This window comes from Amycolatopsis sp. ATCC 39116 (genome assembly GCF_000231075.2).
In the GTDB taxonomy this organism is placed as follows: Bacteria; Actinomycetota; Actinomycetes; order Mycobacteriales; family Pseudonocardiaceae; genus Amycolatopsis_E; species Amycolatopsis_E tucumanensis.
Map to the genome: position 1 here is coordinate 13,139 of NZ_AFWY03000052.1, position 17,924 is coordinate 31,062.

Here is a 17,924-nt window from a genome sequence, read left to right on the forward strand (position 1 = left end):
CGGCCGCTTCCCCACCACCACCCTCGACGGACGCGCTTCGCGCGGCAGTACGCTGCATGCGTGCAGAGGTGGCGAGGGCTTGCTGATCTCCCCGGCGGCTGGGGACGGTGCGTGGTCACGATCGGCGTGTTCGACGGGGTGCACCGCGGGCACCAGGCGCTGATCGCCAGGACGGTCGAGGTGGCCAAGAACCGCAACCTGCCCAGCGTGATGCTGACGTTCGACCCGCACCCGTCCGAGGTCATCCGGCCGGGGAGCCACCCGGCGCAGCTGACCACGCTGCGCCGCAAGGCGGAGCTGGTCGAGCAGCTCGGCATCGACGTGCTGTGCGTGCTGCCGTTCACCGCCGAGCTGTCCCGGCTGACCGCGCACGAGTTCGTGCACGAGGTGCTGGTCGACCGGCTGCACGCGGCCGCCGTGGTGGTGGGGGAGAACTTCACCTTCGGGCACAAGGCCGCCGGCGACGTGGCCCTGCTCAAGGACCTGGGCCGCCGCTTCGGATTCGCCACCTACGGCGCCGAGCTGCAGGGCGGATCCACCGCCGACGGCGAGACCGCGGACGTCGGCGAGATCACCTTCTCGTCGACCTACGTCCGCTCGTGCATCGACGCGGGCGACGTGGTCGCCGCGGCCGACGCGCTGGGCCGCCCGCACCGGCTGGAGGGCATCGTGGTCCGCGGCGACGGCCGCGGGCACGACCTGGGCTACCCGACCGCGAACCTGTCCACGCCGCGGTTCGCCGCGGTGCCCGCCGACGGCGTCTACGCCTGCTGGTTCGTCCGCGACAACCAGCCCGGCCGCCTGCTGCCCGCGGCGGTCTCGGTCGGCACCAACCCGACGTTCTCCGGCCGCGAGCGCACCGTCGAGGCGTTCGTGCTCGACGTGGACGAGGACTTCTACGGCCAGCACGTGGCGCTGGACTTCGTCGGCCGCCTGCGCGACATGGTGAAGTTCACCAGCGTCGACGACCTGGTCGAGCAGATCGCCGACGACGTCAGCCGCACCCGCGCCATCCTCGGCACCGGCAGCTGACCGCGCCGGTGCGATTGCGAATCGTCGGGTGATTCCGCCTCGCCCGCCCGATCCCACCTGGCAAGATTGGGTCCGGCGCGGCCAGGTCTGTCCGGGGAGAGCAGGGAGCACAGCACGTGGATGACCACAAGATCGTCCAGCGGAACATCGCCCTCCAGCGGGAGTGGTACGGCGAGCCGCTGGGCGACCGGGTGCGCCGTCTCGTCGTCGCGTTCGACGTCTCGCAGGCCTACCTGGCCGAGGTGCTGGGCATCAGCGCCCCGATGCTGAGCCAGGTGATGAGCGGCCGCCGCGCCAAGATCGGCAACCCGGTCGTGCTCGCGCGGATGATCATGCTCGAGCGCAAGTGCCTGATCCCCGAGGTCGCCGCGGGCCACAAGGAAGCCCTGATGGCCGCGCTGGAGGACGTGCGGGACGCGCGGCCGACGGTCGGCCGCGACACCTTCCCGGTCAACGCGCTGTCCGAGGAGCGCGCGGTGCTGTCCGCGCTGCGGGACATCGCCGAGGACGAGGACCTGATCGAGGCGGCCAAGCGGCTCGACGACGACTTCCCGGCGCTGGCCGACCTGCTCCGCCGCGCCGGGCAACAGGGCTGACCCGTGGTGCTGTTCTCCGCGGTCCTGCCGCCCGCCGCCGTGGTCGAGACCCTGACCGCCGAGGTCGCCGGGCTGCCGCGGCTGGACGGCGTGCGGTGGAGTTCGCCGGACAACTGGCACGTCACGCTGGGTTTCTACGGCGAGGACGACGCCGGGGCCAGGGCGGACTGGCTGCGGCCGCGGCTGGCGGGAATGCCGGCGCCCCGGATCTGGTTGGAAGGTGCGGGCACGTTCACCCGGGTCCTCTACCTCGGGGTGTACGGCGAAGGGATCACCGAACTCGGTCTCGCCGCCGGAGCCGGCGACGAGGGCCGTGCCTACCTGCCGCACCTGACGCTGGCGCGCACGCGCGAGCGGGTGCCGGTGGAACTGGAGCGGCGGCTGTCCGGCTACCGCAGCGAGATGTGGACGGCCGCGGAGGCGGTGCTGATGCGGTCGCAGCGGAGCGCCGACGGCGTGCGATACGTGGTGGTCGAGCGGTTCCCGCTGTCCCAGCAGGCCAGGTAGTGCGCTCCCTGATACCCTGAACCACCGGGTCCGGCTGCAGTCCGTGGCGGCCGCGACCGACTACCCGCGTCCAGCGGGCCTCACGGCACAGAACAACACAGAGGAGAGAACTCAGTGGCGCTGTCCACCGACGAGAAGAAGTCGATTCTGACCGAGTACGGTCTGCACGAGTCCGACACCGGGTCCCCGGAGGCCCAGGTCGCGCTGCTCACCAAGCGGATCATCGGTCTCACCGAGCATCTCAAGGTGCACAAGCACGACCACCACTCCCGTCGCGGCCTGTTGCTGCTGGTCGGCCGTCGTCGCCGGCTGCTCAACTACGTGATGAAGGTGGACATCGAACGCTACCGGTCGCTGATCCAGCGACTCGGCTTGCGCCGATGACGTGATCCGAGGGGGAGTGACCACGGTCGCTCCCCCTCGGTCCATACGAAGTACGAAAGAGGAAGGGCAGGCGCTCGAGGGCAAGGACGCCGGTCCTCGGTAGTGGCTTACGGGAGAGTCCCGTTGGCTTCGATCGAAGACCGGCTCGTTCCTCGGACGCCGCCCCGCACGGGCGGGGCGCACTGCTGCCCGAACGAACGAGGAGTCAACTACACATGACCGAAGCAAGCGGACCCGTCGTGCACGAGGCCGAGGCCGTCATCGACAACGGCAAGTACGGCACGCGCACGATCCGCTTCGAGACGGGCAGGCTCGCCCGGCAGGCCGCCGGCGCTGTCGTGGCCTACCTGGACGAAGAGACGATGCTGCTGTCGGCGACCACCGCCTCCAAGCAGCCGAAGGAGCACTTCGACTTCTTCCCGCTGACGGTGGACGTCGAGGAGCGGATGTACGCCGCGGGCCGGATCCCGGGCGCGTTCTTCCGCCGCGAGGGCCGTCCCTCCACCGACGCGATCCTGACCTGCCGCCTGATCGACCGGCCGCTGCGCCCGTCGTTCGCGGACGGCCTGCGCAACGAGATCCAGATCGTCGTCACGGTGCAGAGCCTGCACCCCGAGGACCCCTACGACGTGCTGGCGATCAACGCCGCGTCGGCCTCGACCCAGATCGGCGGCCTGCCGTTCTCCGGCCCGATCGGCGGCGTCCGCGTCGCGCTGATCGAGGGCCAGTGGGTCGCGTTCCCGACCTGGTCGCAGCTGGAGCAGGCGACCTTCAACATGGTCGTCGCAGGCCGTGTCGTCGGTGACGACGTCGCGATCATGATGGTCGAGGCCGAGGGCACCGAGAACACGCTCGACCTGATCGCGGGCGGCGCCCCGGCGCCGACCGAGCAGGCCGTGGCCGAGGGCCTGGCCGCCGCCAAGCCGTTCATCCGCGTGCTGTGCGAGGCGCAGCAGAAGCTCGCCGACGCGGCCGCCAAGCCGACCGGCGACTTCCCGGTGTTCCCCGCTTACCAGCAGGACGCCTACGACGCGGTCGCCGCGATCGCGAGCGAGGACCTGGCCAAGGCGCTGACCATCGCGGGCAAGCAGGAGCGCGAGAACGCCACCGACGAGGTCAAGGCCGCCGTGCTGGCCAAGGTCGGCCTCGGCGAGGGCGAGGCCTTCGAGGGCCGCGACAAGGAGATCGGCGCCGCGTTCCGGGCGCTGACCAAGAAGCTGATCCGCCAGCGCATCCTGCGCGACAAGGTCCGCATCGACGGCCGCGGCCTCACCGACATCCGCCAGCTGGCGGCCGAGGTCGCGATCATCCCGCGGGCCCACGGTTCGGCGCTGTTCGAGCGCGGCGAGACCCAGATCCTGGGTGTCACCACGCTGAACATGCTGCGCATGGAGCAGCAGATCGACTCGCTGTCGCCGGAGACGACGAAGCGGTACCTGCACCACTACAACTTCCCGCCGTTCTCCACCGGCGAGACCGGCCGCGTCGGCTCGCCCAAGCGGCGCGAGATCGGCCACGGCATGCTGGCCGAGCGCGCGCTGGTGCCGGTGCTGCCGAAGCGGGACGAGTTCCCCTACGCCATCCGGCAGGTGTCGGAGGCGCTGGGCTCGAACGGGTCCACCTCGATGGGCTCGGTGTGCGCCTCGACGATGTCGCTGCTCAACGCCGGTGTGCCGCTGAAGGCGCCGGTCGCGGGCATCGCGATGGGCCTGGTGTCCGATGAAGTGGATGGGGAGACGCGCTACGTCGCGCTGACCGACATCCTCGGCGCCGAGGACGCCTTCGGTGACATGGACTTCAAGGTCGCCGGCACCAAGGACTTCATCACCGCGCTGCAGCTGGACACCAAGCTCGACGGCATCCCGTCGGACGTCCTGGCTGGCGCGCTGAACCAGGCCAAGGACGCCCGGCTGACCATCCTCGACGTGCTGGCCGAGGCCATCGACTCCCCGGACGAGATGAGCCCGTACGCCCCGCGCGTCACGAGCGTGAAGATCCCGGTCGACAAGATCGGCGAGGTCATCGGGCCGAAGGGCAAGATGATCAACTCGATCACCGAGGAGACCGGCGCCGACATCTCGATCGAGGACGACGGCACGATCTACGTGGGTGCGGCCGACGGCCCGTCCGCGGAGGCCGCGATCAGCAAGATCAACGCCATCGCGAACCCGCAGCTGCCGAAGGTGGGCGAGCGCTTCCTGGGCACCGTGGTGAAGACGGCCGCGTTCGGCGCGTTCGTCTCGCTGCTGCCGGGCAAGGACGGCCTGATCCACATCTCGAAGCTGGGCAACGGCAAGCGCATCGGCAAGGTCGAGGACGTGGTCAACGTGGGCGACAAGCTCCGCGTCGAGATCGCCGACATCGACAACCGCGGCAAGATCAGCCTGGTCCTCGTCAAGGACGAGGAAGAGGGCGAGAAGAAGGCCGAGGAGGCTCCCGCCGAGGGCGCCGAGGCCGACGCCAAGTAGGACGAAGCGGTAGCCGGGAAACGGCCCGTCCCCGGGCGGGGCGGGCCGTTTTCCGTGTTCCCGCACGAGTGTTGGGATTCGATGGCGCGACAGATTGCCGGGCACGAGCAGGCCGCGGGCACCACGCGGACGCTCGAGACCGGGGCGAACGGCCAGGTTGTGAAGCGCACCGTGCTGCCGGGCGGGCTGCGGGTGGTCACCGAGCACGTGCCGGGAGTGCGGTCGGCGACCGTCGGCCTGTGGGTCGGGGTCGGCTCGCGCGACGAGCCGCCGAAGGTGGCCGGTGCGGCGCACTACCTGGAGCACCTGCTGTTCAAGGGCACCACCAACCGGTCCGCGGTGCAGATCGCCGAGGAGATCGACGCGGTCGGCGGTGAGCTGAACGCGTTCACCGCGAAGGAGCACACCTGCTACTACGCGCAGGTGCTCGACGAGGACCTGCCGCTGGCGATGGACCTGGTCACCGACGTGGTCTTCGAGGCGCTCTGCGCAGAGTCCGATGTGGACACGGAACGCAGCGTGGTGCTCGAGGAGATCGCCATGCGCGACGACGATCCCGAGGACCTGCTGCACGACACGTTCGTCACCACGGTCCTGGGTTCGCACCCGCTGGCGCGCCCGGTGCTGGGCACCACCGAGTCGATCACCGGCATGTCGGCGAGCGGCCTGCGTGGGTTCTACCGGCGGCGCTACACGCTGCCGAAGATGGTGCTCGCGGTGGCGGGCAACGTCGAGCACGCGCAGGTGCTCCGCCTGGCGCGCAAGGCGTTGCGCGGTCGTCTGTCCGGTTCGGACACCCCGGTGCCGCCGCGCGCGGGCAAGGCGCGGGTGGCCGCGGAGCGGCGGCTGGTGCTGCACAGCGACGACACCGAGCAGGCGCACGTCATGCTCGGCATGAAGGCGCTGTCGCGGCACGATGAGCGCCGGTACGCGCTGTCGGTGCTCAACGCCGCGCTCGGCGGCGGGATGAGCTCGCGGCTGTTCCAGGAGGTGCGCGAACAGCGCGGCCTGGCCTACCAGGTGTACTCGTCGGTGGCGACCTACGCCGACACCGGCCACTTCTCCGTCTACGCGGGCTGCCAGCCGGAGCGGCTGGGCGAGGTGTCGGCGGTGCTGCGGGACGTGCTCGGGCAGGTCGGCAAGGACGGCTTCACCGACGCCGAGGTCGCGCGCGCCAAGGGGCAGCTGCGCGGCGGGATCGTGCTGGGCCTGGAGGACACCGCGTCGCGGATGTCGCGCATCGGCAAGCAGGAGCTCAACTACGGCGTGCACCTCACCGTCGACGAGTCGGTGGAGCGGATCGCCGCGGTGACCACCGAGGAGGTGTGTGAGCTGGCCCGCACCCTGTTCGGGACGCCGGGAGGGGTCACCGCCGCCGCGGTGGTCGGGCCGTACGCTTCCGAGCAGGACCTACCGGAAGATCTGCACGAGGTGATCGCGAAATGAACCCCCGCGGCGAGGACAACCCGATCCGGGTCGGCGTGCTGGGCGCCCAGGGACGGATGGGTGCGCAGGTGGTCAAGGCCGCCGGGGGCGCGCCCGACATGACGGTCGTGGCGAAGCTGGACGCGGGCGACGACCTGACCGCGCTGACCGAGGCCGGCGCGGAGGTGGTCGTCGACTTCACCCACCCGGACGCGGTGATGGGCAACCTGGAGTTCCTGGTGGGCAACGGGTTGCACGCGGTCGTCGGCACCACCGGGTTCAGCGAGGAGCGGCTGGAGACGGTGCGCTCGTGGCTGGCGGGCAAGCCGGAGGTCGGGGTGCTGATCGCGCCGAACTTTGCGCTCGGCGCGGTGCTCGCGATGCGGTTCGCGCAGCAGGCGGCCCGGTTCTACGAGTCGGTCGAGGTCATCGAGCTGCACCACAACCGCAAGGCGGACGCCCCGTCCGGCACGGCGGCCCACACGGCGCGGCTGATCTCGGAGGCGCGCCGCGAGGCCGGGCTGAAGCCGGGCGCGGACGCGACGACGAGCGAACTGGACGGCGCCCGCGGCGCGCGGGTCGAGGACGTGCACGTGCACTCGGTGCGGCTGCCCGGGCTGGTGGCGCACGAGGAGATCCTGTTCGGCCAGGAGGGCGAGACGCTCACCATCCGGCACGACTCGATGGACCGGACCTCGTTCATGCCCGGTGTGCTGCTCGGGGTGCGGGAGGTGCTGGGCCGTCCCGGCCTGACCGTCGGCCTCGAGAACGTGCTCGACCTGTGAAGGCCCGCAACGTCGCACTGGTGATGACCGCCGCGCTGGTGGTCTACCTGGTGCTGCTCGGGGCGCGCGGGGTGGAGCTGATCGCGACCGGCACCGGCGTGGGCATCGCGCTCGGTGTCGGCGTGCTCGTGCTGCCGCTGCTGGGGCTGTGGATGGTCGTCGCCACCTGGCGGTCCGGCACGCGGATCCAGCACCTGGCGCGACGGCTGGACGCCGAGGGCGGGCTGCCGGACGTCGACGACCTGCCGCGCCGCCCGTCCGGCCGGGTGGACCGCGCCGCGGCGGACGCGTGGTTCGAGGAGCGCCGCGCGGAGCTGGAGCAGCACCCCGAGGACTGGCGGTACTGGTACCGGTTGGCGCACGCGTACGACCTGGCGGGCGACCGGCGCCGCGCCCGCGCCACGATGCGCAAGGCGCTGGACCTGGAAGCGGCGGAGGCCGCGCGTTAGGTGGTGCCGCGCCCGCGGTGCGTGCACTCGGAGGACTGGCGGCGGTGCCGGTTGGCGCACGCGCAACGCGAACCCACGCCCGAGGCGGTTCGCGCAGCGCGGCACGCTCGCCGACCGGTGGATGGCAACCGCCCAGAGAACCGGGACCCCCGGGCGCTGATCCTTAATCCGTCGCGAACCCGGTGCGGGCGCTGCGACACTGTGCGGGTGGACGACGAACTCCTGCTCGCGGGCTACCTGGCCGTCCCGCGTCCCGCGCGGGAAGGGTGGCAATCGCGGTGGTTGCCGGAGTCGTTCATCAGCCTGAGCAGGTGCCTCACCGGTGTCGACCACGGCCCGGAGTTCTGGGCCTGGCACGCCGACCCGGCCGCGGCGGCGCGGTTCGACGGGCACCTGCTGGCGATCGGCTTCACCCGCCGCGACGCCGCGGCGCTCGTCGAGGCGGTCCGCGGCGAGCTGGACCCGGCCAAGGCGGAACCGCTGGCCCAACTCCTACAGCAAGCGCCGATGCCGGAGCGCGCCGTCCTGCGTGGCTTCGAGATCATCGGCGCGGACTTCGACCTGATGGACGTGCACTCGTGGCTGTGCCACGGCTACGAGGCGGACGCCGGTGTCCGCCTCAACCAGTGGGGACTGCTCGGCACCCACGCCAAGGCATCGGCCGTGCTGACCTGGATCCTGGGCCTGCCGCCCGGCGAGGCGCCGAAACCGGCGCACTGGACCGTCGCCGCCGTCGCCGAGCTGCCTCACTCCCGCAGCTGACGCGCCACCACCTCGCCGTGGCCGAACACCCCGGCGCTGGCCGCCGACTGGTTCACGAAGTCGGCGAACGGGCCCGGCTCGAACGGCGCCGCCGCCTCCAGCTTCGCCACCGCTTCCGGGGGCAGCGTCACGTCCAGGGCGGCGACGCTCTCCGCGACCCGGTCCGCCGTCCGGAACCCGATCAGCGGGTGCACGACCGCCGACCGCGCCCGCGACCACGCGATCGCCACCTGTGCCGGCGTGACACCCAGCTCGTCCGCCACCGCGCGCACCGCCGCCGCCACCCGCTGCTGCTCCGGCGACGGCGAACCGACCCGGCTGGACCCGGTCAGCGCGCCGTGCTCCAGGACGCCCCACGCCGCGACGGTCAGCCCCAGCTGCTCGGCCATCGGCAGCACGTCGCGCTCGATGTCGCGGTTCAGCAGGCTGTAGGGCACCTGCACCCCGGCGAACGGCGTCCACCCGCGCCACTCCGCCAGCACGTCGGCCCGGCTCACCACCCACGCGGGCGTGTCGGACACCCCGAGGTACCTGACCTTCCCGGCCCGCACCAGGTCGTCCAGCGCACGCAGCGTCTCGGCGACCGGCGTGTGCGGGTCCCACGTGTGCACCCACAGGATGTCGACGTAGTCGGTGCGCAGCCGCCGCAGGCTGCGCTCCAGGGACGCGACCAGGTTCTTGCGGTGGCTGCCCCCGGCGTTCGGGTCGTGCGGATCCCGCGTCAGCGTGTACTTGGTGGCCAGCACGAACCGGTCGCGGTCGGTCAGCACCTCGCCCAGCACGTTCTCGCTCTCCGCGTACGCCGAGGCCGTGTCGATCACGTTGCCCCCGGCGTCGGCGTAGGCCTTGACCACCCGCCGCGCCTCGTCCGGTTCCTGCAGCGCCATCGCCCCGAGGAACATCTCCGCCACGCGCAGCCCGGTGCGCCCGAAAAGCCGGTATCTCATGCGGTCCACTTTGTCGGAACGCAGCCGCCTCCGGCACGTGTGGCGCCAAACTCACTCGCGGCCGGTCGACACCCGCCTCCGCCGGGAACTTCGACGAGGTCGTGCCGTAGGGCCGGTGCCCGGGGTAAGCGGCGGCCGGCCCGCGACCGCGCTGGTCGTCTGCGCCCGCCGTGCGAGACCGGCGGGCAGACCGACACGAGGTGACCCACCGCGGGCCCAGCCACCGGGTCCCGACGGCCGGCGAATCCCTCGCCGTCGTGGTGGACCCCTCCGACGGGCTGTTCCGGCTCCTCCGGTAGCCCGAGCTCAGTGGTGGAACCAGCCCGCGAACACCGCCGGGCACGCGGCCAGCGCGCTGTACCTGATGAACCGCCCGGTCAGGCCCGCCGTGAGGAACGTCGACATCCGCATGTCGGCCAGGCCCGCCAGCACGGTCGTCGCCATGAACGGGGGGAGCCCGATCAGCGAGCTGACCCCGTAGGTGCCCGTCATCCAGTGCGGGTGCCGGTGGCAGCGCTCGCGCAGGGCCTCCACCTTGCCGCGCAGCCACTTGGTCCGCTGGTGCCACCGGTCGCGGCGGCGGCTGGGCGGGCGCTCCCGGTGCAGGCGGTCGTGCAGGAACCGCGGCAGCCTGATCGATCCGCGCGCGGCCAGGTAGTACAGCAGTTTGCCGGCGATCTGGCCGATCGAGACGGCCGCGCCGATCAGCAGCCAGTGCAGCCCCGGCTCGCTGGCCACGAGCCCCAGCACGAACACCTCGACGCTGATCACGGGCACGATCGCCGAGCCGAAGGCGACGCCGAGCGTCACCCAGAACCAGGCGAACATCCGCGCCTCCTGACGGGGGGCTTCGGGGCGGCGCGCGCCTCCGCGGGGGACGGAGGATCACACGGACGGGGTCACAAGAAGATATCAGCCCGAAGTGTGATCTCCGTGGGGTCGGTGACACTTTCCGCCGCCTGTTGACTACCGGCTGCTCACCTTCCCGTCACCCGGTTCTGCCACCGTGGCGCCGTGCAACAGGACATCCGGGTGACGCGGTCGCTCGTGGAGAGGTTCGCGTCGTTCTGCGCGACGGTCGTCCGGTACCTGCCCTTCGGGCTGAACACGCTGGTCCCGCCCAGCTTCGTGGGCTTCGCGCTGATCAACGGGTTCACCTTCGGCGTCGACCTGCTGCTGCTGACCCTGGGCCACGGCGTGGCCGGGCTGCCGCTGCCGGTCGCCATCACCGTGGCCTACGTCTGCGCCTTCGCGCTGAGCTTCGTGCTCAACCGCGTCTTCAACTTCCGCTCGCACGCTCCGGTCGGGCGGCAGGCCGTGCTCTACGCGATCGCGGTGGCGGTCAACTACTTCGCGTTCATCCTCGGCGCCGGGGCCGGCCTGGCCGCGCTGGGCGTGCAGTACCACCTGGCGCGCATCATCGCCGGCGCGTTGGAGGCGGTGTTCCTCTACAGCGTGCTTCGCTGGATCGTGTTCACCGACCGCAGCCGCGCGTAGCGCAAGGGGGACCCGCTCGTAACATCGATCACGCGGGCAACGAAGATAGGCGTTGCGGCGTCTGTTCCGTGAGATCACGCCTGGCCGGGACTGGGAGAACGAGTGAAAGCTGTCATCGAGACGATGAGGTACGGCAGTACCGCCGAGCGGGTACGCCTGGGCTTGGAACTCCTGCTGGCCGTCGGCCTGTTCGCCGCGCTCGCGTACTACGCGCACGGCATCCGGAAGTGGCCGACCGACGTCGACATCTACCGGCTGGGCGCGGACACGTTCCTCAAGGGCCACTCGATCTACTCGGAGCTGCCCGTCTCGACCATCGGCGGCGCGCTGCCCTACACCTACCCGCCGTTCTCCGCGGTGCTGTTCACGCCGCTGGCGATCATCCCGCCGCCGATCGGCTACCCGCTGCTGACCGGCGCGACCTGCCTGGCGCTGTTCCCGATCATCCTGGCCTACCGCAACGGATCGCCGGAGCTGCGCGGGCTGCTGAACAAGACCTGGATGGTCGTGGCGGCCGCGATCGTGATGGTGGTCGCCCACCCGGTGGCGAACACGATCTTCTGGGGCCAGATCAACGTCCTGCTGATGATGCTCGTCGCGGTCGACATCCTGTGGCCGAACCCGCGCTGGCCTCGGGGCGCGCTGATCGGCATCGCGGCGGCGGTCAAGCTCACCCCGGCCGGGTTCTGCCTGATCTTCCTGCTGCGCAAGGACTTCCGCGCGGTGGTCACCGCGTTCGTCAGCTTCCTGGTGATGACGGCGATCGCGTTCGTGCTGATGCCCGGCGACTCGTGGACGTACTGGACGGACCGCGTCTTCCACGCCACCGGCATGAACATCGGGCCCATCCACGCCAACGAGTCGATCACCGCGACGTTCGAGAAGCTGCACCTGACCGGCACCACGCTGACGGTCGTCGGCGGTCTCGGCGTGCTCGCGGTCGTCGCCATGACGTTCCTCGGCACCGCACGAGCGTTGCGGGACAACAACCTCGCGCTCGCGCTCGGCGTAAACGCCGCCGGTGTCCTGCTGATCTCGCCGATCTCCTGGTCGCACCACTGGATCCTGGCGCTGCCGACGGCCGTGCTGGTGCTCGTGATGGGCGTGCAGAGGAACAACAAGTGGCTGATCGTCTCCGGCTGGGCCGCGGTGGTGATCCTGTGGCTCGCGCCGCACTACTGGGTGCCGCTGGAGTGGGAGAACTGGAGCTTCGCGCAGCAGGTCGCGGGCAGCAGCTACCAGATCGTGGCCGTGGCCTTCCTGGTCGTGATGTCCGTGCTGTGGTTCCGCGGGCGGGGCAAGCCCGCGCCCGCCGACGACCTGGACTTCGAGCTGAGCCAGGAGCTGACGAAGCCGGCCTTCACGCCGGTCCGCGCCGGCGACGAGGCCTGATCCGTGGCGCCCGGGTTTTCCCCGGGCTCTACTTGTTCCGCTCGTCGAAGGCGCGCTGGCTGCGTTCGATGTCGGGGTCGTGCTCGACCGCCCATTCCGCCAGGCGCACGGCGGGCTCGATCAGGGTGCGGCCGACGTCGGTGAGCGCGTACTCGACGCGGGGCGGCACCTCCGCGTAGGCGGTGCGCGACACCAGACCGTCGCGTTCGAGGTTCCGCAGCGTCAGCGACAGCATCCGCTGGGACACGCCGGGGATGCGCTGCTGCAGCTCGGTGAAGCGCATCCGCTGGTCGTCCAGGGTGGCGACCACCAGCAGGGTCCACTTGTTGCCGATCCGGTCCAGGATGCGCCGGATCGCGCGCCCGCCGTCGCCCCTGATCAGGCAGGTCCGTTCGTACCGCGACACGCACGCTCCTGTCCGCTACGCACACTCGTGTGCCTTTTGTAGACCCTCCGATGGTGACCCATGATGTGGTTGCTTACAAGTCGTAACCATCGGAGGTCGTCGTGGAAATCGCCTACTGGATCGTGGCCGCGCTGCTGGGGGTCCTGTACCTGTTCGCGGGCGGGAAGAAGATCGCGCAGAGCCGGGAGCAGCTGGCGCCGATGATGGGCTGGGTCGACACCGTGCCCATGTGGGCGGTGCGCGGCATCGGCGCGGTGGAGGTCCTCGGCGTGCTCGGGCTGGTTCTGCCGCCGCTGACCGGGGTCGCGCCCGCGCTGGCGCTGGTGGCGGCGCTCGGGTTCGCGGTGCTCCAGGTGCTGGCGGCGGGCCTGCACCTGTCGCGGGGCGAGGTGAAGGAGACCGGGCTGAACGTGCCGCTGATCGCGCTGGCCGGCGTCGCCGCGTGGCTGGCGACCGCCTGGTGACCTACTCGACGAGCCGGATGTCCAGCGCGCCGGTGAGGCGGAGTTCGCGCAGGCGGCGGTCGCCGGTGTCGAGGGTGCGGACGGTGCCGTCGGGGTGCCAGCCGGCGCGGCGGTAGAAGCCGAGGGTGGCGGCGTCGGACTCCACCGCCCAGGTGACGCCGCGGCCGGCGCCCAGCTCGCGCAGTCCGGCGGCGGCCGCGGCCAGCAGCCGGGAGCCGTGGCCGCGCCGGGACCAGCGCGGCTCCACCAGCAGCGTCCCGATCAGGCCGGTGCGGTCGGCGTCGCCGGGCACGTTGGCCGCCGCGTCGGCCACGTCGTCGCGGGGCGCGGGACCGGCGACGCAGAACCCGACCGTGTATTCGCCTTCGACGGCGAGGTGGATCCGGGAGCCGGGGTGGCCGATCGCCTCCGCCCACCTGGCCTCGGTGACCGCGGAGTCGAGCTCGGCGAGCGCGCGGTCGCTGAGGACGCCCTGGTAGGCCGTTCGCCAGGTGACGCGCTGGATCCGGGCGATCTCCGCGGCGTCGGCGTCGACGGCTTCGCGGACGGACACGGTGCTCATGCCGGGAACCTACCGGTTTTGTCGGTGGGTGCTGGCACCATGAGCACCACCATGGAGACGATGAGTGTGGCGGCCGCCCGGCGGGCGGCGCTGGCGGCCCAGGGTTTCGCCGACCCGCGGCCCGGCACCGAACCCACCCGGCGGCACTTCAAGCGCGCCCTGGCGCGGCTGCAGCTGATCCAGCTGGACTCGGTGAACGTCGTGGTGCGGGCGCACTACGCGCCGCTGTTCGCCCGGCTGGGCGGCTACGACCCGGCGCTGATCGACGAGGCCGCGTGGGCGCACAGCAGCCGCAAGCCGCGGATGCTGGTGGAGACCTGGGCGCACGAGGCGAGCCTGATCCCGGTCGAGGACTGGCCGCTGTTGCAGTCCGGCGCGAAGCGGCCCGGGTGGTGGCGCAACTACCAGCACCTCGCCGACCGCTCACCGTCGCTGGTCGACGACGTGCTGGCGGTGGTGAAGGAGCTCGGCCCGATCGGGGCGGGCGGCATCGAGCGCGAGCTGGAGGGCGAGTCGACGCGCCGTCCGGGGTCGTGGTGGGAGCGGTCCGAGGTCAAGAAGATCTGCGAGCTGCTGTTCGGGCTGGGCCAGCTGACCACCGGCACGCGGCGCGGGTTCGAGCGGCTGTACGACCTGACCGAGCGGGTCGTGCCGGCGGAGATCCTGGCGCGGCGCGTGTCGCCGGAGCAGGGGGCGCGCGAGCTGATCTCCCGCGCGGCGACGGCGCTGGGCGTGGCGACGGAGCCGGACCTGCGGGACTACTACCGGCTCGGCCCGGAGACGAGCCGCCGGGCGGTGGCCGAGCTGGTCGAGGACGGGGTGCTGGAAGAGGTCGAGGTGCGCGGCTGGCGCGGCCCGGCGTACCGCTTGGTCGGCGCGCGGATGCCGCGGAAGGTCGCGGGGCGGGCGCTGCTGTGCCCGTTCGACCCGCTGATCTGGGAGCGGGCCCGCACCGAGCGGCTGTTCGGGTTCCGGTACCGCATCGAGATCTACGTGCCCGAGCCCAAGCGCGTGTACGGCTACTACGTGTTCCCGTTCCTGCTCGACGGCGAACTGGTGGCGCGGGTCGACCTGAAGGCCGACCGGGAGGCCGGGGTGCTGCGGGTGCAGGGCGCGTTCGCCGAGCCGGGCGCCGAGGTGCCGCGGGTGGCCGCCGAGCTGGCCGGGGAGCTGCGGTTGATGGCCACGTGGCTGGGACTGGACGGTTTCGTGGTGGGGGAGCGGGGTGATCTGGCGCCGGCGCTGAGCCGGGCGTGAGAGGGGGAGTGGTGGCGCGGTCGCGGGTCCGGTGTCTTGCCCAAGGCCCGGCGCCGATGGATCTGGGCGGCGTCACGCGGGTATATCGCGCGCGGCTGCCGCGACCGGCCTACCGGCCGTTGGGGAGCTTCGCGGGCGACTGTTTCCGCCACCGGCGTGCGGCTTCCCCGGCGGTGTGATCGGCGGCCGCCGGCGGCGTGATACGGAATCGGGGTGGTGTGACACGCCCCCATGCCACACCACCCCTCCACCCCCATGGCGGCTCGCGGCCGCCCTCCGGTGGTCTACTGCGCCGCGCGGGTCACCACGGCCGTGCCGGATCCGGTGCGCGCCCGCACGTTCAGCGGGATCTCGCCATCGGGCCGGTCCAGCGCCACGTCCAGCTCGCTCGACACCTTGCCCGCGCTCGCGGTCAGGTCGACCTCCGCGGCGACCCCCGGCCGGATCCCGACCCGGATGTCGCCGGAGCCGGTGACCAGCTCCAGGTTCCCGCTCGCCGCCTCGGCGACCGACAGGTCGCCGCTGCCGCTGCGGACCAGCGCCGACCCGGACACCGTGCCCAGCCACAGATCCCCGGTGCCGGTGGCCAGCGTCGCCGACCCGGCCAGCGACGCCACCTCCACGTCACCACTGCCGGTGCGCAGGTGCAGCCCCGCCAGCGTCGGCCCGAGCCGGATCGCGCCGGAGCCGCTGCGCACCGTCGCCGCGCCCTCCGACCGGTCCAGCCTGATCTCGCCGGTCCCGGTGGAGACGTCCACCCGCCCGGCCGGCCCGCTCACCGTCACGTTCGCCGACCCGGCCCGCACCTCCACGGTGGTGCCGGCGGGCGCGATCACCGTGACCGCGAGCGGGATGTTCCGCAGCGGCAACGCCTTCGGCGCGTGCACTGTCAGCCGGTTGCCGGTCTGCTCCAGCCGCGTCTGCTGCACCGCGTCCGCGGGCGTGCCGCTCAGGTCGGTGCCCAGCTGGTCGCCGAAGCGCTCGCTCACCCAGCTCAGCAGGCTGGAGATGCCCTGTGTCCACGGCTGCTGGGCGTCCGGGTCGTGCCGGATCTCCACCGTCGCCTCGGGCTCCTCGGCGTCCAGCTTCACCTCGACCTTCCCCATCGACACCGCGATGTCCAGCTCCAGCGGCCCCGGCAGGGCGAACGTCTGCGTGCGCACGAGCTCCGGATCGGTCATGACTATCCCTTCACCCAGCCGTGCAGGTGCGACTCGGACTGCGAGCCGCTCTGCTTCTCGGCGTGCCAGGACTGCGAACCGTGCAGCGCGCCCTGCACGGCCTGCGAGATGAACGTGTTGAGCGAGACGCCCTGCGACGACGCGGCGTGCTCGGCCTGCTCCTTGAGCTTCTCCACCAGGCGCAACGTCATGCGCGAGATGTCCCCGCCCTCCACCAGCGGTGGCGGCGGTGGTGGAGGCGGCGGCCCGGGACGCTCGGCCCGTGGCCGCTCACCGGCCGAACCGGTGACCACCACCCGCACGTCCCGGCCGTCCAGGCGCACCTCGACGACGTGGTCGGGAAGCTGCGCGGTCGCCTCGGCGGCGAGGTCGGCCAGCGCGTTCATCAGCACCAGCCGGGCCGCCGGCTCCAGCGCGCCGGACAGCAGCGCCGCCGCCCGGCGGATCTGCTCGTCCCCGGCCGAGGCCGTCGCGGTGAGGTCCTCGCGGAGGCTGGTGATGTACGGGGTCAAGTCCATGACACCACTATGGCGTCACGCTTGGTGTCAGTCAAGGAGAAGATGACACCACGTGGTGTCGCGGCCGGGCTGTCGGACCCGGCGGTTACGCTGCCGGGGAGTCGTTGAGGGGAAGGAGCGCGACCGTGGCCGAGACCGTGTCGCCGAAGGTTCAGCTGATCGCGAAGACGGAGTTCTTCCCGCCGGAGGACGTGCCGTGGTCGACCGACGCCGACGGGGGTGAGGCGCTCGCCGAGTTCGCGGGCCGCGCCTGCTACCAGTCGTGGAAGAAGCCGAACCCGAAGACGGCCACCAACGCCGGCTACATCGACCACATCATCGAGGTCGGTCACCTGTCGGTGCTGGAGCACGGCTCGGTGAGCTTCTACATCAGCGGCGTGTCGCGCTCGCTGACCCACGAGCTGATCCGCCACCGCCACTTCTCCTACTCGCAGCTGTCGCAGCGGTACGTGCCCGAGCGCGACGCGGCGTTCGTCGAGCCGGACGTGATCGCGAACGACCCGGAGCTGCACGAGAAGTTCCTCAAGGCCGCGCAGGCGAGTGTCGACGCCTACAACGAGCTGCTCGCCGGGCTGGAGGACAAGTTCGCCGACGCGCCGAGCGCCACGCTGCGCCGCAAGCAGGCGCGCCAGGCCGCCCGGTCGGTGCTGCCCAACGCCACCGAGACCCGCATCGTGGTCACCGGCAACTACCGCGCCTGGCGGCACTTCATCGCCATGCGCGCCACCGAGCACGCCGACGTGGAGATCCGCGGCCTGGCCGTGGAATGCCTGCGGCAGCTGCAGAAGGCCGCGCCGAACGTGTTCGCCGACTTCACCATCTCCACCCTGCCCGACGGCACCGAGGTCGCCTCCAGCCCGAAGGTCCTCGAAGGGTGAAACGGCTCGCCATCGACGTCCAGCCGGGCGAGTACGCGGTCGCGCGCCTGGATCCGGGCGTTCCGGTGCCCGCTCCGGACTCGCCGGACGGCCTGGTCTCGGTCACCCGCACGCCCGCGGAGACCTCGGTGATCTGCCCGGTCGGCCTGGCCCCGGAGGGCGCCCGGGTCGAGGCCGGCTGGCGGCTGCTGACCGTGCGCGGCCCGCTGGCGTTCACCCTCACCGGGATCATCGCCGCGCTGGCCAGTGAGCTGGCGTCGGCCGGGGTCGCGTTGTTCACGCTGTCCACGTTCGACACCGACCACGTGCTGGTGAAGGAAGGCGACCTGGCGCGCGCGGTGCAGGCGCTGCGCGCGGCAGGGCACGAGGTCGGGAGCGAAGCCGACTGATCCGGCTGGTGGGGGTTGCGCGCAG

Annotated in this window: 21 protein-coding genes; 15 read left to right on the forward strand and 6 right to left on the reverse strand. The window is 71.8% G+C overall.

The window, feature by feature from the left end; translation table 11 throughout:
- Nucleotides 1-60 precede the first annotated feature (60 nt).
- From AMY39116_RS0334040 to AMY39116_RS0334080, 9 genes are all read left to right on the forward strand, one after another.
- Nucleotides 61-1,032 (forward strand): bifunctional riboflavin kinase/FAD synthetase, encoded by a 972-nt coding sequence (locus AMY39116_RS0334040; protein ID WP_084506205.1) that lies wholly within the window; start codon nucleotides 61-63, stop codon nucleotides 1,030-1,032.
- A 116-nt stretch (nucleotides 1,033-1,148) separates the two neighbouring features.
- Complete coding sequence (locus AMY39116_RS0334045; RefSeq protein WP_020422067.1) at nucleotides 1,149-1,628, forward strand: helix-turn-helix transcriptional regulator; 480 nt, start codon at nucleotides 1,149-1,151, stop codon at nucleotides 1,626-1,628.
- Between the two features lie 3 nt (nucleotides 1,629-1,631).
- Nucleotides 1,632-2,135 (forward strand): RNA 2',3'-cyclic phosphodiesterase, encoded by a 504-nt coding sequence (thpR, locus tag AMY39116_RS0334050; RefSeq protein ID WP_020422068.1) that lies wholly within the window; start codon nucleotides 1,632-1,634, stop codon nucleotides 2,133-2,135.
- A 114-nt stretch (nucleotides 2,136-2,249) separates the two neighbouring features.
- A complete protein-coding gene (gene rpsO / locus AMY39116_RS0334055; RefSeq protein ID WP_017981770.1) occupies nucleotides 2,250-2,519 on the forward strand; it encodes a 30S ribosomal protein S15 in 270 nt (89 codons plus the stop codon).
- Nucleotides 2,520-2,734: 215 nt separating this feature from the next.
- Complete coding sequence (locus AMY39116_RS0334060) at nucleotides 2,735-4,987, forward strand: polyribonucleotide nucleotidyltransferase (RefSeq protein WP_020422069.1); 2,253 nt, start codon at nucleotides 2,735-2,737, stop codon at nucleotides 4,985-4,987.
- A gap of 81 nt (nucleotides 4,988-5,068) precedes the next feature.
- Nucleotides 5,069-6,433, forward strand: coding sequence for a pitrilysin family protein (locus AMY39116_RS0334065; protein ID WP_020422070.1), 1,365 nt, complete (start codon nucleotides 5,069-5,071; stop codon nucleotides 6,431-6,433).
- The gene (gene dapB / locus AMY39116_RS0334070) at nucleotides 6,430-7,197 is read left to right on the forward strand and encodes a 4-hydroxy-tetrahydrodipicolinate reductase (RefSeq protein ID WP_020422071.1); all 768 of its coding nucleotides are present in this window, start codon (nucleotides 6,430-6,432) and stop codon (nucleotides 7,195-7,197) included. Before AMY39116_RS0334065 ends, dapB begins: the two co-directional genes overlap by 4 nt.
- Nucleotides 7,194-7,646: a membrane protein gene (locus tag AMY39116_RS0334075; protein WP_020422072.1), complete on the forward strand. Its 453-nt coding sequence runs from the start codon at nucleotides 7,194-7,196 to the stop codon at nucleotides 7,644-7,646. Before dapB ends, AMY39116_RS0334075 begins: the two co-directional genes overlap by 4 nt.
- A gap of 207 nt (nucleotides 7,647-7,853) precedes the next feature.
- Nucleotides 7,854-8,408, forward strand: coding sequence for a hypothetical protein (locus AMY39116_RS0334080; RefSeq protein ID WP_020422073.1), 555 nt, complete (start codon nucleotides 7,854-7,856; stop codon nucleotides 8,406-8,408).
- On the opposite strand, the gene AMY39116_RS0334085 is transcribed toward AMY39116_RS0334080, so the two are convergent.
- Nucleotides 8,393-9,355 carry an aldo/keto reductase gene (locus AMY39116_RS0334085; RefSeq protein WP_235716267.1) on the reverse strand — a complete coding sequence of 321 codons (963 nt, stop codon included), beginning with the start codon at nucleotides 9,353-9,355 and terminating at the stop codon, nucleotides 8,393-8,395. The genes AMY39116_RS0334080 and AMY39116_RS0334085 overlap by 16 nt on opposite strands.
- A 306-nt stretch (nucleotides 9,356-9,661) precedes the next feature.
- On the reverse strand, nucleotides 9,662-10,183 hold the full coding sequence (locus AMY39116_RS0334095; protein WP_020422076.1) for a membrane protein: 522 nt from the start codon (nucleotides 10,181-10,183) through the stop codon (nucleotides 9,662-9,664).
- Between the two features lie 186 nt (nucleotides 10,184-10,369).
- Between AMY39116_RS0334095 and AMY39116_RS0334100 the strand changes: the two genes are divergently transcribed.
- Both AMY39116_RS0334100 and AMY39116_RS0334105 read left to right on the forward strand, forming a co-directional pair.
- Nucleotides 10,370-10,852: a GtrA family protein gene (locus AMY39116_RS0334100; protein WP_235716268.1), complete on the forward strand. Its 483-nt coding sequence runs from the start codon at nucleotides 10,370-10,372 to the stop codon at nucleotides 10,850-10,852.
- Nucleotides 10,853-10,975: 123 nt separating this feature from the next.
- Nucleotides 10,976-12,244 carry a glycosyltransferase family 87 protein gene (locus AMY39116_RS0334105; protein WP_235716269.1) on the forward strand — a complete coding sequence of 423 codons (1,269 nt, stop codon included), beginning with the start codon at nucleotides 10,976-10,978 and terminating at the stop codon, nucleotides 12,242-12,244.
- A gap of 28 nt (nucleotides 12,245-12,272) precedes the next feature.
- Here AMY39116_RS0334105 and AMY39116_RS0334110 read toward each other — a convergent pair whose 3' ends face one another.
- Entirely contained in the window at nucleotides 12,273-12,650 is a 378-nt protein-coding gene (locus tag AMY39116_RS0334110) for a helix-turn-helix domain-containing protein (protein WP_020422079.1), read from the reverse strand.
- A gap of 101 nt (nucleotides 12,651-12,751) precedes the next feature.
- Between AMY39116_RS0334110 and AMY39116_RS0334115 the strand changes: the two genes are divergently transcribed.
- Nucleotides 12,752-13,114 (forward strand): DoxX family protein, encoded by a 363-nt coding sequence (locus AMY39116_RS0334115; RefSeq protein ID WP_020422080.1) that lies wholly within the window; start codon nucleotides 12,752-12,754, stop codon nucleotides 13,112-13,114.
- A gap of 1 nt (nucleotide 13,115) precedes the next feature.
- Here the strand turns inward: AMY39116_RS0334115 and AMY39116_RS0334120 are convergent, their stop codons facing one another.
- The gene (locus AMY39116_RS0334120; RefSeq protein ID WP_020422081.1) at nucleotides 13,116-13,676 is read right to left on the reverse strand and encodes a GNAT family N-acetyltransferase; all 561 of its coding nucleotides are present in this window, start codon (nucleotides 13,674-13,676) and stop codon (nucleotides 13,116-13,118) included.
- A gap of 39 nt (nucleotides 13,677-13,715) precedes the next feature.
- Between AMY39116_RS0334120 and AMY39116_RS0334125 the strand changes: the two genes are divergently transcribed.
- The gene (locus AMY39116_RS0334125) at nucleotides 13,716-14,933 is read left to right on the forward strand and encodes a winged helix-turn-helix domain-containing protein (RefSeq protein ID WP_020422082.1); all 1,218 of its coding nucleotides are present in this window, start codon (nucleotides 13,716-13,718) and stop codon (nucleotides 14,931-14,933) included.
- A 284-nt stretch (nucleotides 14,934-15,217) separates the two neighbouring features.
- On the opposite strand, the gene AMY39116_RS0334130 is transcribed toward AMY39116_RS0334125, so the two are convergent.
- Nucleotides 15,218-16,114 (reverse strand): DUF4097 family beta strand repeat-containing protein, encoded by an 897-nt coding sequence (locus AMY39116_RS0334130; protein WP_020422083.1) that lies wholly within the window; start codon nucleotides 16,112-16,114, stop codon nucleotides 15,218-15,220.
- Between the two features lie 2 nt (nucleotides 16,115-16,116).
- Nucleotides 16,117-16,632: a toxin-antitoxin system HicB family antitoxin gene (locus tag AMY39116_RS0334135; protein ID WP_020422084.1), complete on the reverse strand. Its 516-nt coding sequence runs from the start codon at nucleotides 16,630-16,632 to the stop codon at nucleotides 16,117-16,119.
- Between the two features lie 125 nt (nucleotides 16,633-16,757).
- Between AMY39116_RS0334135 and thyX the strand changes: the two genes are divergently transcribed.
- Together thyX and AMY39116_RS0334145 are read left to right on the forward strand one after the other, a co-directional pair.
- Complete coding sequence (gene thyX / locus AMY39116_RS0334140) at nucleotides 16,758-17,510, forward strand: FAD-dependent thymidylate synthase (protein ID WP_017981786.1); 753 nt, start codon at nucleotides 16,758-16,760, stop codon at nucleotides 17,508-17,510.
- Nucleotides 17,507-17,899 (forward strand): ACT domain-containing protein, encoded by a 393-nt coding sequence (locus AMY39116_RS0334145; RefSeq protein ID WP_020422085.1) that lies wholly within the window; start codon nucleotides 17,507-17,509, stop codon nucleotides 17,897-17,899. The genes thyX and AMY39116_RS0334145 overlap by 4 nt, the downstream gene beginning before the upstream one ends.
- Nucleotides 17,900-17,924: the final 25 nt, after the last annotated feature.

Bases quoted from the DNA above. Each gene is read 5' to 3' on its own strand.
- AMY39116_RS0334060 (WP_020422069.1), top strand. From the start codon at position 2,735: ATGACCGAAGCAAGCGGACCCGTCGTGCACGAGGCCGAGGCCGTCATC.
- AMY39116_RS0334065 (WP_020422070.1), top strand. From the start codon at position 5,069: ATGGCGCGACAGATTGCCGGGCACGAGCAGGCCGCGGGCACCACGCGG.
- dapB (WP_020422071.1), top strand. From the start codon at position 6,430: ATGAACCCCCGCGGCGAGGACAACCCGATCCGGGTCGGCGTGCTGGGC.
- AMY39116_RS0334085 (WP_235716267.1), bottom strand. From the start codon at position 9,355: ATGAGATACCGGCTTTTCGGGCGCACCGGGCTGCGCGTGGCGGAGATG.
- AMY39116_RS0334095 (WP_020422076.1), bottom strand. From the start codon at position 10,183: ATGTTCGCCTGGTTCTGGGTGACGCTCGGCGTCGCCTTCGGCTCGGCG.
- AMY39116_RS0334105 (WP_235716269.1), top strand. From the start codon at position 10,976: ATGAGGTACGGCAGTACCGCCGAGCGGGTACGCCTGGGCTTGGAACTC.
- AMY39116_RS0334120 (WP_020422081.1), bottom strand. From the start codon at position 13,676: ATGAGCACCGTGTCCGTCCGCGAAGCCGTCGACGCCGACGCCGCGGAG.
- AMY39116_RS0334125 (WP_020422082.1), top strand. From the start codon at position 13,716: ATGAGCACCACCATGGAGACGATGAGTGTGGCGGCCGCCCGGCGGGCG.
- AMY39116_RS0334130 (WP_020422083.1), bottom strand. From the start codon at position 16,114: ATGACCGATCCGGAGCTCGTGCGCACGCAGACGTTCGCCCTGCCGGGG.
- AMY39116_RS0334135 (WP_020422084.1), bottom strand. From the start codon at position 16,632: ATGGACTTGACCCCGTACATCACCAGCCTCCGCGAGGACCTCACCGCG.